Annotated in this window: 11 protein-coding genes; 6 read left to right on the top strand and 5 right to left on the bottom strand. The window is 34.2% G+C overall.

The annotated features are described in order from the left end of the window. Nucleotides 1–6 precede the first annotated feature (6 nt). The 4 genes from CGEO_RS09135 to CGEO_RS09150 all read right to left on the bottom strand — a co-directional run bounded on the left by CGEO_RS09135 (nt 7) and on the right by CGEO_RS09150 (nt 5723). On the bottom strand, nt 7–2928 hold the full coding sequence (locus tag CGEO_RS09135; protein ID WP_172658137.1) for a formate dehydrogenase subunit alpha: 2922 nt from the start codon (nt 2926–2928) through the stop codon (nt 7–9). A gap of 8 nt (nt 2929–2936) precedes the next feature. After that, nucleotides 2937–3134 (bottom strand): Tat pathway signal protein, encoded by a 198-nt coding sequence (locus CGEO_RS09140; RefSeq protein ID WP_075493086.1) that lies wholly within the window; start codon nt 3132–3134, stop codon nt 2937–2939. Between the two features lie 202 nt (nt 3135–3336). Beyond that, nucleotides 3337–4044: a molecular chaperone TorD family protein gene (locus CGEO_RS09145; RefSeq protein ID WP_075493085.1), complete on the bottom strand. Its 708-nt coding sequence runs from the start codon at nt 4042–4044 to the stop codon at nt 3337–3339. Then, the gene (locus CGEO_RS09150; RefSeq protein ID WP_075540030.1) at nt 4041–5723 is read right to left on the bottom strand and encodes a 4Fe-4S dicluster domain-containing protein; all 1683 of its coding nucleotides are present in this window, start codon (nt 5721–5723) and stop codon (nt 4041–4043) included. Before CGEO_RS09150 ends, CGEO_RS09145 begins: the two co-directional genes overlap by 4 nt. A 101-nt stretch (nt 5724–5824) precedes the next feature. Here CGEO_RS09150 and CGEO_RS09155 point away from each other — a divergent pair, with 101 nt between their 5' ends. Genes CGEO_RS09155 through CGEO_RS09180 form a run of 6 tightly spaced genes read left to right on the top strand, consistent with a single transcriptional unit; the run spans nt 5825 to nt 12964 of the window. Beyond that, nucleotides 5825–6847, top strand: a complete 1023-nt coding sequence (locus CGEO_RS09155; protein ID WP_165590152.1) for an ABC transporter substrate-binding protein — start codon at nt 5825–5827, stop codon at nt 6845–6847. Then, nucleotides 6844–8400: a sensor histidine kinase gene (locus tag CGEO_RS09160; protein WP_075540028.1), complete on the top strand. Its 1557-nt coding sequence runs from the start codon at nt 6844–6846 to the stop codon at nt 8398–8400. Before CGEO_RS09155 ends, CGEO_RS09160 begins: the two co-directional genes overlap by 4 nt. Continuing rightward, nucleotides 8397–9071 carry a response regulator gene (locus CGEO_RS09165; RefSeq protein ID WP_075493081.1) on the top strand — a complete coding sequence of 225 codons (675 nt, stop codon included), beginning with the start codon at nt 8397–8399 and terminating at the stop codon, nt 9069–9071. Before CGEO_RS09160 ends, CGEO_RS09165 begins: the two co-directional genes overlap by 4 nt. Beyond that, nucleotides 9068–10396, top strand: a complete 1329-nt coding sequence (gene selA / locus CGEO_RS09170) for an L-seryl-tRNA(Sec) selenium transferase (RefSeq protein WP_075493080.1) — start codon at nt 9068–9070, stop codon at nt 10394–10396. Before CGEO_RS09165 ends, selA begins: the two co-directional genes overlap by 4 nt. Continuing rightward, nucleotides 10389–12209: a selenocysteine-specific translation elongation factor gene (gene selB, locus CGEO_RS09175; RefSeq protein ID WP_106381567.1), complete on the top strand. Its 1821-nt coding sequence runs from the start codon at nt 10389–10391 to the stop codon at nt 12207–12209. The genes selA and selB overlap by 8 nt, the downstream gene beginning before the upstream one ends. 50 nt (nt 12210–12259) lie before the next feature. Continuing rightward, nucleotides 12260–12964: a thioredoxin fold domain-containing protein gene (locus CGEO_RS09180; protein WP_075493078.1), complete on the top strand. Its 705-nt coding sequence runs from the start codon at nt 12260–12262 to the stop codon at nt 12962–12964. 1047 nt (nt 12965–14011) lie between these two features. On the opposite strand, the gene CGEO_RS09185 is transcribed toward CGEO_RS09180, so the two are convergent. Beyond that, nucleotides 14012–14197, bottom strand: coding sequence for a hypothetical protein (locus CGEO_RS09185; protein WP_075493077.1), 186 nt, complete (start codon nt 14195–14197; stop codon nt 14012–14014). Nucleotides 14198–14200: the final 3 nt, after the last annotated feature.

Here is a 14200-nt window from a genome sequence, read left to right on the forward strand (position 1 = left end):
TACCCCTTATGCTTTCTCTAGTCTACAAAGTCCGGCGTTAAACTCTGAAATTTGAGTAACTGGGTCAAAGCCGTAGTTTGTAACTGTGTTTGAACTCTCGCCTATAGTATATGGCTTAGTATCTTGTGGATATCTAGCGCTTAAATCCTCGCCTTGAAAAATTCCAGCAAAGTTATAAGGCAGACAAATTCTATCTGGAGTAACAGACTCAGAATATATACATTTTACCTTTATTTTAGTTCCTTGTGGAGCGTGTATCCACATCATAGAGCCATCTCTTATACCGTATTTTGCTGCTAGTTTTGGATTAACATGGGCAAACATTTCTGGAGTGATTTCAGAAAGATATTTACTAGTTCGTTCTATCATACCAGCGCCACTTAAATTTACAAGTCTAAGAGAAGACATAACTGTTGGGAACTCTTTTGACCAGTCTTGTTCGGTTTGTTCGCTGATATATTTAGTTGAAACACGGAAATTTTTAGCTTGATCGCCAAATGTTGGGTATTTTGCAACCAAATCCCATCTTGGCGAGTGGATTGGTTCGCGATGTTTTGGGATCGGATCTAAAAACTCCCATACTTTAGTTCTAGCTCTTGCATTGCCGTATGGGCAAATTCCAGCTTCGCGACATTTTTTAGCGATTATTCCACTATAATCCATGCTCCAGCTTGGTCCCATTTTTGCTTTTTCTTCTTCTGTTAATGTAATACCTAGAATTTTTTCAATATTCTCTTTAGTGATTTGAGCATATCCGCCCTTAACTTTTGCGCCAGGAAGCGTGATACTATCATCAGCTAGCTGACTAACGCCATTATGCACAAGTCCAAATCTGTTTCTAAAGCCCATACCGCCTTTAACATAAGGTTTGCTTATATCATAAAGGATTGGAGTTCCAGGATGCTCTTCATCCCAACAAGGCCATGGAAGTCCGTAGTATTCGCCCTCGACTGGTCCTCGACCCATTAAAGTTTCAGGATCAAAGTTATGCCAATTTTCTTGATGTTTTCTTAATCTTGCAGCAGTTCTTCCGTTATCTCCGATACTTTGAGTAGTTCTAGCTATCTCATCAGTCGCGTCATCTGGCCACTTAAAGTCATCTTTGACTTGTTTGATTACGCCATCAACAACGCCCATTTTCATACCTTTTACATACTCATCATAAAAGCCAAATTTTTTAGCAAATGCAAACATAACATCTTGATCTTCTTTGCTTTCATAGATTGGATTTATAACTTTAGTTCTCCACTGGGCTGAACGGTTTGTAGCTGATAAATGCCCCTCGCTTTCAAACTGCGTACAAGCTGGAAGAACATAAATTCCATCCGTTCTATCACTTAAAATCGCAACTTCGTTTAAAAACGGCTCTACGACAACAAGCATATCAAGTTTGGTTAGTGCTTCTTGAATTTTTATCTGCTGAGCCATAGAGGTAATGCCTGTTCCTTGAACCCAAAGAACTCGTAAATTTCCACTTGAGAATGTATTTTCCTCTTTTAAAACGCCTTGATACCATTTAGAAAGCGAGTATCCCTTTTCGTTTCTCCAGTTTCTATCTTCTGGATTTTTCTCATCGTGATAAAAATACTCACTGAAATTTGTTCCCTCTACCTTTTGTCCAAGTTTTTCTCTTTTCTCTTTTGTTGATACGGCAAATCTTTTGATAAATTTATCATACTCAACGCCCCAACCTTGACAAAAGTGCTTCCACACGCCATCAGCTAACCCATAATATCCTGGCAAACTATCAGCTAGACAGTTCATATCAGTCGCACCTTGAACATTATCATGTCCTCTGATGATGTTACATCCGCCACCTTCTTTACCCATATTTCCTAAGACAAGCTGTAGGATTGAAAGAATTCTCGTATTTGAGCTGCCAACCGAGTGTTGAGTGATACCAAGCGACCAAAATAGCGTTGCTGGCTTTGTGTTTGCATACATAGTGGCGAATTTAATCAACTCTTCTTGAGTACAACCAGTTACATTTGCCACCTCTTCTGGAGTCCATTTTGCAGCTTCTTCTTTTATCTCTTCGACTGCGTAAGTCTGGGTTTTAATAACCTCTTTATCCTCCCAGCCGTTTTTAAAGATTAAGTGTAAAACGCCATAGATAAATGCGATATCAGTTCCTGGACGAATTCTTATATACATATCAGCTTTTGCTGCTGTTCTTGTAAAAACAGGATCAACAACTACAAGCTTTGCGTTATTTCTATCTTTTGCTTGAAGCATATGTTTCATTCCGCCAACTGGATTTGCTACGGCTGAATTTGCTCCGATTACTAGCATCATTTTTGCATTTTTAGTTACATCACCAAAGTGATTTGTCATAGCTCCATAACCCCATGTATTCGCCACACCGGCGACTGTTGCGCTATGTCAAATTCTTGCAACGTGGTCTATATTGTTACTTCCCCAAAATGCTGCAAATTTTCTAAAATAATATGCTTGTTCGTTTGAAAATTTAGCCGAACCTAAAAACTCAACGCTATCAGGACCATCTTCTTTTCTTATCTCAAGCATCTTGTTACCGATCTCTTCTATCGCACTTTCCCAACTCATTCTTTCCCACTTGCCATTTACTTTTTTAAGCGGGTATTTAAGTCTCATTTTTGACTTTGTTAAATCGATTTGATCGATTCCTTTACAGCAGTGACTTCCTTGTGAAATCGGATGATCTATCGCCATATCTTGGCGAATCCATGTGTTTGAAGCTTCATCAACTTCGGCTAAAACCCCACACCCTGCTGAACAAATCGAACAAATTGTCTTTTTTATCACAGAATTTGGAAATGGGTTTTTTATCTCTTCGTTTGTCGCTTCTCTTAAGGTTTCGTTGTTTCCAAAAACCGATGTAGCACTCGCACCTGCGCCGATTGCTGCTAGTTTAAGAAAAGAACGCCTTCCGACATTACTCTGACTCATAATAACTCCTAATAGGCTACTTTGTAGTATTTTTCCCAGTTTTGGCTTTTATAGTAAAGCACCTCTTTTTTTGCTATTTTGCCACTGACTACGCCACTACTTTGTGGTTCGCCCTTTTGGCTAGCTACAGCTGCAGTTGTCGCAACGCCCGCAACAGCCGCGACTTTTAAGGATTTTTTTAAAAATTCCCTTCTACCATCTTTCATCTTATCTCCTTTGTATCGTTTGTAAATTTTAAAAGTTATTTTAAATCTATCAATATGTAAAATTTGCATATTTTATGATAAAAAAAGACTTCTAAACTAACTTTATAATACGCTAACCTGCAAATTTAGCATATTTATGATTAAAAGTTTATGAGTTTTCGTCTCTTTAAATATATTTTATTTATTTTTAAACTTATATTATCTATAACTCTTCTTGATATTTGCTAAGCTCATCACTCCACTCATATTTATCTTTGCTTTCGCCAAATTTAGAGATATATGGAGCTTTTTGCATAGCTTCTTTTGCCACACTTTTTTCAAAAATAGGTGTTTTAACGCCTAAAAAAGCTCTCTCAAAAGCAAAAAACGAACTCATCAAATTTGCAAGTTGTGCGTAAAAAACAGAGCCTTTGTTCTCTTTCATAAGCTCGCTTAACTCATCGACAAAACCATTTATAACATTTACAAAAAGCTCTGTGCTTAAGAAATTGTTTTGTCCAACCTCATCTTTTAGCAAGCTTGACATCGCATAAAAGATAAATCCGATAAAATCCTCACTATCTTTACACACCTTATCATTTCGCCTAAATTTGCTCTTTCTAAGTGTTTCTAAAACAAGTATTCTTGCCTTGCCATCATCTCTTCCTTCTGCGTAAAATGACGCAGTTAGCGGAACATTTGAAAACGAGTAGTCAAACAAAACTAAATTTTGCTCTTTTTTAAAGCTCTCGAAACTAAACTCTTCTAATGCTTCAAAACTCGCCCTATCGCTTTCTTGCAGTGGCGAAGTCGCAAGATATCTTAACTGCTCTTTAAAAAGCTTAAATTTAGTATCGTTTTCGCTGAAAAAAAATGGTATCGCAAAAAACTCATAGTAAAAACTTCTAGCAAGGCTTAAATTTTCGTTCATTTTCCATCCTCATAAATTTTTGCAGCATCTTCCATCTGCTTTTTTATCATTATCTTAGCTTTGCAGTCAGCGCAACAATAAAGTGTCTTTATCTTATACGAGTCATCGCCAAATTTTGGAGTCATAAGCTGGGCGATTTTCATAACTGCTTTTGTAGTTGCAAACTCTTTGCCACACTCAATACAGGCAAAAAGCGAATCTTTTGCCAAAGTTTGATACTCAAAATAACTTGGCTCAAGCCTTAACTCTCCACGAGTTAGTGCTATAGCGCCATCTTCAGCACAACTTACCTCACAGTATCCACAAGTCGTGCAAAGTGAAGCGTTAAATTTGATAGAGTTATCCTTTTCATCAGCAACTAGCGCGCTTACATTACACGCTCCAACGCAACTTAAGCAAAGTGTACAGGCATCTTGGTTTATCTCAACCTTGCCATATCTTATCCACTCGCCACTTTTTGCCACACCTAAATTCTCATCTCCAACTAAGTATTTAACTCGTTTTGCAAAGATTTCTCTTTTAGCAAGGGCGTATTCGCTCATGCTATATTGTGAACCTTGGATAAATTTGGCATTTTTTATCGCTTTTCTTAGCTCTATCTCATCGGTTGCGATTTCTATAGCAACTTCGTTAAATTTAGCCTTATAAATTTGATTTATTAGCTCTATAGACTCTCTAACGCCAGCCGAAATGATATCAGAGTAAAAAATCAAACTCGCCCCACTTTCTTGTAAGAGCGTAAGCAGATGAACTTGACTTAAAAACTTCTCGCCCTCTACGCCAAATGGTAAAAACCCCTCTGGTAAAATGATATCAAAGTCCTCTAAGTCCATTATGCGCGGCGTTATGATGATTTTTTTACCTTTATACATCTTAGCCACATCGATAAATGCACCTCGTGGCATCTTAGCATAGTCAATCGCCCCACTTGGACACACACTCACGCACCCGCCGCACTCGTTACAATCAATATGAGAAAATACAAGATGTTTGTTCTCATCATCTTTTAAAATCGCCACAGTCGGGCAAATTTCAACACACTTTGCACAATGCTCACTTCTTCTTTCATGATACTGGCAAATGCTTTGATCGTAAGTAATAGCGCTTTTGTATCTATAAACTGGAGAGCGAGTGTTTAAAAAAGCTAGAATTTCATCATCTTTTAAATTTGCTATTTCGGCTGTGCCGCTTTGTCTTAGCATATACTCTTTTATGCCATTTACTAAAACAAAGTCTGATATAACCTCAAACTCATCATTTTCTCTAAGCACCGTTACGTATAACTCGCCGATTTCGCCATAAAGAAATTTAACCTCAGCGTGGCTTAAAGATATCACTTTATAACCTTCATCTGAAAGCTTAGAAGCAAGAGTTGTTTTTTCATCATCACTTATGATAATGACATTTTTACCAACCTCTTTTTGATAGTCCATATCAACTGCTCTATCAAAAGTGTGCGCTCTAGCCTCATATAAAAGCTCTGCCATTTTTGCTTTTTCTAGCACGCTATCTTGGCTGTTTTTAAGATAAAAATTAATCTCTGGCGCATAGACTTGAGCTTTTGCATCTTTTGAGTTGCTAACTAAATACTCCGCGCTATTAACACTATCTAAAACGTCGATATCATCTGGCAAAACCGCATCTATATCTGGAGTTTTTATAAAAACAAATTCTTTCATTTTTAAATTCCTTTAATGAAATTTTTAATCAATACATTTGCTAAGTTATTTTATATTTGTTTGATATAATTATAAACATGAAAAAAATTATATGTTTATTTATGCTCTTGTCCAACTTGTTTGCCTTAGATTTAACCCTTATATCGTCGCTACCGCTTAGTGGTTTTAACAAAGGAGTTGGTCAAAGGATAAAAAACGGTGCAAATTTGTACTTTGATGATTATAACGCAAAAAATGTAAATAAGATAAATTTTGTAGTTTATGATGATGCTTCAAACCAAGATAAATTTAAACACAACATTTTAACTCATATAAGCGGCGCTAGCGCTGTTTTTATGCCTGTAGATACTGTTGATATAAGGCAGATTGTGCCTGAAATTTTAAGCAACAAGCTAGTGGTTTTCTCTCCTGTTTCTGGAGCAAATTTTTTAGACTTTAAAGTCTTTGAGTGCGTTATAAACACAAGGGCTACTTTTGAGTTTGAGATGGAGAGTTTGGTTGATTATTTTTATACAAAAAATTTAAAAAAAATTAGCCTAGTTTATCAAAGTGGCGAACATGGCGAAGAGGCGTATAACAGCCTTGCACAAGCGCTTGATAAGAGAGGTTTGAAAATTTACTCAAGTATTTCATATAAAAAAAACTCAAATGTCACAGAGCCGATTTTAGAAAATATCGTTCAAGAAGATAGCGATGTTGTAATCTTTGCTCTTTTAAACGATACTGCTGTTGATATCGTAAGCAAGCTAGAAGATTTTAACGTTGGTTCTAAATTTGTCTTTCTTGGCGATGCGGATTTGACAAATTTAAAAAAGCCTTGGCGCGTTTTTATATCTACTTTTACTCCTAGTTTTAATAACTCAAAAAACTTAGCAAATTTATACAAAAAGCTAGCCATGCAAAAAAATTTAAAACCAAACGAGCTGTCATACGCTGCTTTTTTAAATGCTTTTTTGATTTCAAAAGTCTTTGAAGAGACTAAATTTAACGCACACTCAAAGAAAAATTTTATCAACAAAGCAAAAAAAGTTATAGATAAATACAAATTTTTTAACACCAACTATATCATCAAATTTGATGAAAATACTAGTGGAAAAATCGTCTATCAAAGAACAAAACCATGATAGAAACAACAAAAAATATCATAGAAAAACTCGGCTTTAGAAAAAATATAAATTTACTCCTAACCATCACTTTTATCACGATGATATCGATGCTTCTTGTTTTTATCATATATATCACAAATTTAAAAAACGTAATCGATGATATTTACACTCAAAACATCGCTCCTATCGTTAGGCTTGAGCGTATACGAGATGTGTATAATGCAAACATTAGCTATGCGATTGATAAATTTGAAACCACAGATAACAAGGCAAATATCCAAACGATTAAATTTAGCCTTGATGAGATAAATCAAGAGTGGCAAATCTATCTAAATTTACCAAAAATCGATGTAAACAAGCTCTCATTTTTAGACTTTATAAATAGATATTTTTTCATATCATCTGAGCCGTTTTTATATAATTATTATAAATTTGATCTTGAAGATGATATCACGCAAAAGCTAAATGTGGTTGATAAAACACTAAAAGCTGCTCAAGCTACGCAAGTTCCAGTTATCGAGGTAATGCGCCTTAAAAAAGACCTCTCTTCGATAAACACAAACGTTTATCTGCTTTTAACACACTATTTAAAAGAGATAAATAACCAAAAAAACAGAATCGATAGCATGTATACAAGAAGCATTAAGCTGCTTTCTCTTTCTTTGATAATAACTACTGTGCTGTTTTTTATGCTTGTTGTCGTGCTTACTATAAATTCTAAAAAGATAAACCAACGCCTTGAAAAAAGCGTTCTTGAAAAGACTAAAGAGCTTCAAGAGCTAAACGAAAACCTTGAAATCAAACTTAAAAAAGAGCTTGAAATTTCACGCCAAAAAGATAAAACAATTTTTGTGCAATCAAGAGCAGCAAGTCTTGGCGAGATGCTAGAAAACGTATCTCATCAATGGAGACAGCCTCTTGGCGCAATTTCTATGATAATACAGAGTTTTGAAACCAAACTTAACAAAAACAAACTAACTCCAGAGTTTGTAAAATCACAAGTAACAGAGGCTCTTATCTTATCAAATAGTATGTCAAAAACGCTAGAAGACTTTAAAAATTTCTACAGTCCAACCAGAGAAAAGGTCGAATTTAGCGTATCTCAAGTCTTAAAAGATGCGATAAGACTTACAAGATATATGCTAGATAAAGCAAGCATTAAACTAAGTCTTGAAGTGCGCGAAGATAGCGTTATAAACTCTTATAAAAATGAGATAATGCAGACATTTATAAACATCATAAACAACGCAAAAGATGCGATGAAAAGCGAGCAAGAGGATAAATTTATCTTAATCGAAGTTTTTAAAGATGAAGAGTTTGCTTTAGTTGAAATAACAGATAATGCAGGCGGCGTTGATGAGATGATAATAGATAAAATTTTTGACCCATATTTTACTACAAAGCACCAAAGCGTAGGCACTGGCGTTGGACTTTATATGGGTAAAAACATCATCGAAAAACACGTTCAAGGACAAATAGATGTAAAAAATGTTATACTAAAAAAAGACAACGTACAGTACAAATGTGCAAAATTTATTATAAAAATACCTCTTATGGAGCAAAAAGTATGAAAAAAGAGAGAAATTTAGACATTTTAGCAAATTTTAATATTCTCTATATAGAAGATGAAGTTAGCTTGCTACACCAAACAACAACTGTTTTAGAAGACTTTGTTAAAGAAATTTATCCTTGCAAAGATGCAAAGAGCGCTTATGAGATTATAAAAAGTAGAGCAGTTGATGCGATTATAAGCGATATTTTACTAGAAAATACAACTGGAATCGAGTTTTTACGAACACTTAGAGAAGAGGGTTTTGAAACGCCCATTATCTTTACTACAGCCTATACAGATACAAAATATCTCCTTGAAGCTATAAAACTTAAAGCTGAAGGATATATGGTAAAACCGATAAATATAAAAGAGCTTTTAAACCATCTTTATGACCTACTTTTAACCAAAATTCAAGACAAAGAGATAGAAAAAAATGAAAATATCATCAAAACTGTCGCTGCGATAACAGATACAAAAGCTGTCGAGATGGTTAAATTTATTATAAATAATCTCGATGAAAATAGCGTTTTTAACCACTCATACTCCGATATCATGGATAATATCGATGTTAGTAAACCAACGATTATAAAGCTGTTTAAGCAACTTGGGGACTTAGAAATTTTAGTCAAACTTCAAAACTCAAAGTATCAGTTTAAAAAAGAGAATTTAGCAAACGTGGATTTGTTATGAAAATAACTCTGCCTAAAATCGACAAGCTTGTTTTAAGAGCCGAATTTAGCGAACTTTTTGCGCCACTTGTTTTAAAACTTGCAAAAGAAGTTATTCAAAAAGAGCGAGAAAAAGCGGTAAAAAATCTACCTTATTTAAACGAAGATGAGATAGTAAAAAAGATAAAAAACGAGTATAAAGAGTATGAAAATTTAGAACTAAAACCTCTTATAAACGCAACTGGCGTTGTGCTTCATACAAATTTAGGAAGAAGCGTTATAAGTAAAGAAATTTTAAACAAAGCCTTAAAAACCATAACTTCATACTCAAATTTAGAATACAACGTAGCGCTTGGAAAACGTGGCGAACGATATGCTTATACAAGCAAACTTTGCTCTATGCTTTTTGAGTGCGAAGACGCAGTTGTGGTAAACAACAACGCAAGTGCTGTTTTTTTGGTGCTTAATACTTTTGCAAAAGGCAAAGAAACCATCGTAAGCAGAGGCGAGCTTGTAGAAATTGGCGGAAGCTTTAGAGTTCCTGAGGTTATGAGTAACTCTGGGACAACCTTAAAAGAGGTTGGAACTACAAATAAAACTAAAATAAGCGATTATGAAGGCGCTATTAGCGAAGATACGGCACTTTTGATGAAAGTTCATCCATCAAATTTTACTATAAGTGGATTTAGCCAAAGTACTAGTTTAGAAGAGATTTCAAATTTAGCTAAAAAGCGCGGCATTTTAGACTACTATGATTTAGGAAGTGCTTATTTAAACGAGCTTCCATACTCTCTTGGCAAGCTTGAACCACCTCTTAAAAAAGTGCTTGAAAGTGGCGTTAGTCTAGTTAGTTTTAGCGGTGATAAACTCTTTGGAAGCGTTCAGTGTGGCATCATCATAGGTAAAAAAGAGCTTATAGATAAAATCAAAAAAAATCAACTTATGCGTATGTTAAGAGTCGATAAAATAACTCTTAGCCTTTTAAATGAGAGCTTAAAAGCGTATATAAATAAAGAATTTCATCTCATCCAAACTCAGCACCAAATTTATAAAAGTTTAGATGAGCTTGAAAAAATGGCAAATTTAGTAAAAGAGCAAATCAACGCAAACTGCGAAGTCGTTAAGACTACAACATTTGTTGGCGGTGGAACCATGCCATGTCGCCAGTATCCATCGGTAGCTCTTGCATTTACCGCAAATCCAGAGGAGCTAGAGGCTAAATTTAGAGAAAAACTTATCATCGGTCGCATTGAAAATGATAAATTTATGCTTGATTTTAGAAGTGTGATGGATGAGAATTTAGATGAAATTATAAGAGTTTGTAAGGAATTATTTGATGATAAATAGTTTGATTATCGGCACTTCAGGGCATATAGATCACGGCAAAACCGCACTTATAAAAGCACTAAATGGCTTTGAGGGCGATAAAATGGAAGCTGAAATTAAGCGTGGCATAACCATAGACCTAAGCTTTTCAAATTTAAAAAACGATAGCGCAAACATCGCATTTATCGATGTTCCAGGGCATGAAAATTTAGTAAAAACTATGATAAGTGGAGCTTACGCTTTTGATGCGGCGATGCTAGTTGTCGCAAGCGATGACTCTCTTATGCCGCAGACTAAAGAGCATATAGAAATTCTCTCTATCCTTGGTGTTAAAAGCATTATTTTAGTCATAACAAAGTGCGATTTAACAGATAAAACAAAGCAAAAAAAGGTTGAAGCTGAGGTTAAAGATTTTATCTTAAATTATAAAAATTTAGAAATTTTGCAAACTTTTTTTGTAAGCATAAAAGATAAACCTAGCATCGATGAGCTTAAAAACTATCTTTTCACACTAAAGCCAAAAGAGCGTGAAAGTGGCGTTGTTACACGGTATTACATCGACCGCATTTTTAGCCTAAAAGGCATAGGAACGGTTGTAACTGGAAGCTTGGTTGAAGGTGAGATTAAAAAAAATGAGAAGCTAGTTTGTCTTGATTTAGACAAAGTTGTAAGTGTAAGAAGCGTTCAAGTTCATGAAAGCTTCCTAAACTTAGCAACTTCTCCAAACAGAGTAGCGCTAAATTTAACTGACATTCCAACCAGTATGTTAGCAAAAGGACAAATTCTAAGCAAAAAGGGTTTTTTTAGAGGTTTTAAAGAGGTTGATTGTCTTTTTAAGGGTGAAATTTCTCATAATCAAAACGTAATTTTTTGTATAGGAAGCAGGCAAGTAAGTGCAAAATGCACCATTTTAAGCGATAAAAATAAAGAGAAATTTGTAACTTTTAAATTTAATAAAGCTGTTTTTGCTAAATTTAACGAGCCTTTTGTAGTGCTTGCCAACTCCCGTGTTATCGGTGGCGGAAAAGTTTTAAACCCAGTTAGTGAGCCGCTTAAAAAAAGCGAAAAGATAAATTTACTTTTAAGCTTGTCTCAAAAAGATTTTAAAAAAGCTTTTGAGATTTTAAGCAGTTTTCACAGACATGGTTTTGGTATTATTTCAAGTTACCAAAGGTTTGGAATCGAGCATGAAAAAGCCCTTTTAATCGCACTTGAACTTAAAAATGTCTTTGTAGATAAAGATAGTCTTTGCATTTACTCAAATCAAGCCTTGCAAGATCTTAAAAATACTATCAAATTTATCATCTCTAAAAACGAATTTGCGGTATTTTCAGCTCAAAGTATTGCTTTAAGGATAAATTGGGCTAGCCAAAGTCTAACGGCATTAGCCCTAAATGAGTTAGAAAAAGAGGGATTGGTTGAGAAAAATGGCTTGCTTTTTATCAAAAAAGGGGTGGATTTTTCTAAGATAAAAGAGAGTTTAAATGATAAAATTTACACTATTTTAGAAAACAGCTCTCTTGCTCCACAAGCGCCATATAACATCTACGATGAGCTTGATATCGACCGGCAAACTGGCGATAACGCGCTTAAAGCTCTAACAAGAGCTAAAAAGGTAGTTCGCCTAGCACACAATCTTTTTATAACAAGCAGTAACCTAAATTTAGCCATGACAAAGCTAAGAAATATCATCAAAAAAGATGGCAAAGTAAATGTAGCAAATGCCAAAAACGAGCTTGGGCTGAGTCGTAAATTTATCATATCATATCTTGAATACCTAGATAACTTCGGCGATATCGTTAAGAGTGATAATGATAGAATGTTTGTGGATTAATATTTAACTTTAGCTTATATAATTTGTCAAATTTTATAAAAAGGTTAAAAATGAAAAAGTTAGTATTAACTTCACTGGTTGCTGCTACGGCAGTATTTGCTGCTACGAATGAGGAAATTTTATCTCTTTACTCTGGTATGCCTCACGACATAAAAAGCGAAATCGCAAAAAGAGAGGCTGTAAAAGAAGCTCCTGAGTTTGATCTGGTTGTTGTTAAGTTAAGCCAAGGTCAAAGAAGTCAAGAAGAGATTATGTTTACAAAGGGCGATTTTTTAATCCCTGATTTGATAAATTTAAAAACTGGTGAGAGCTATAAGGCTAAATATCAACAAAGCGCACTAGAGAAAAATCTAGCTTTTGCTTACAAAAACGAAAAAGCAGAAAACATCATCAAACTAGGAAATGACCCTAAAAAGCCAACTATTATTATGTTTACAGATCCAGAGTGTCCGTATTGTCGTATGGAGATGGATAAGATTGATGATACGTTAAAACATAGCAATGTTGAAGTTATCATGACTTCAGTTCATGGTTCAAGTGGCGATGCAAAGGGCTTTAAAATTTATCAAGAGACAAAAAGCGCAAAAACAGATGCAGATAAATTAAAAATTATCAAAAAATACTATGATCCAGATTTAAAAGATGTTAAAGCATCTCCTGCTGAAATCCAAAGAATGAGAGAGATAGCAAACAAATACTTTGAAGCCGGTCTTAAAGGCGTTCCAACTATCATCGAAAAAGATAAATTAAACTAAATTAAAGGCTCAAATGAGCCTTTAAAATTTAAATTTACTTGTATAAAATTTCTATTAAATTCAAGCAACAATTACCAAGAAAAACTCAGCAAAAAACTGCATAAAGCGAATTACTTAACAAAATTTGATAAATCTTATATAAAATAAAAACTCTAATCTCACCTTAATAACAGCTTTTAGCATTTATATCCATCTTTATCGCAAGCAAAATATAGCTAGATTTTACAAATCAAAATGGGCAAAATAGACTAAACAAGAGTCTAGAATTTAGGCATAGAAAAGAATTTACTAGCAGGTTACGTATCAAAAAGATACAACTCATAGCCAACTACACAAAAGACTGATAGTCAAGTATCTTATTTCTCAAAGCATATCTTAAACTTAAAAAGCAGATAAAATTACTAAATTAAAGCTATGATAAGAATAAAAAGATAAAGAAAATGGGTGCGTTTTATTAAATATTAAAAAAGCGTTTGGGCTATGAGACAGGAGCGTTTAGTATAACAAAAGCTTGATTCTAGGTTTGTTATGCCAAAAGAGAATCAAAGAATCATCTTCGAGTTTAAATTGAATGTTTGATTCTAAGTTTGTTATGCCAAAAGAGGCAAAAAATGGTAAAGCGGCTAAGTTTAAAAGAGTTGTATATTCGCAGCTGTCACTTATAACGCTTTACAAAAAATGTGGTAATCAAGGTTAAATTTGCAAAAAGATATAAATTGTTTTAGCTAGATATAGGCATAATTTGCACTAGATTTTAAGGCTTAACATAGACATAAACAAAGAATTTGTTAAAATCTATAGGCTGGAAAAACTAAGCGATGAGCCTATACTTTAAAAGCGCTCTTTGGTTTGTGCCTTTTGCGTATAGCTAAATTTAACTTTATAAATTTAAGTAATGATTATATCTAAAAACTACAAAATACCATTAAATTAACTAAATTTATTATAATTGTTTGATTTTATAAAAGACTAAATTTAGCACCAACTTAGCACTAAATTTAGTTAAAGGCTATAAAGTTAAAACTTGCTAGCTAGCTAGCAAGTTTATTAATGTGTTGGAATTTTAACCTTTTGATTATCTTTTTGGCTTGGGTTTTCTTTGAAAAAATCGCTCTTATCCAGCTTTTTTTCAACCTTTTTTACATCACTGCTTTTGTTGTCATCGCTTGTATTTGAAAGCGGCGCACCAAAAGCCAAACTAGCAAAAACTGCTAAAAAGATAAATTTACCCATTTC

The sequence above is a fragment of the Campylobacter geochelonis genome (assembly GCF_013201685.1).
Taxonomy (GTDB): domain Bacteria; phylum Campylobacterota; class Campylobacteria; order Campylobacterales; family Campylobacteraceae; genus Campylobacter_B; species Campylobacter_B geochelonis.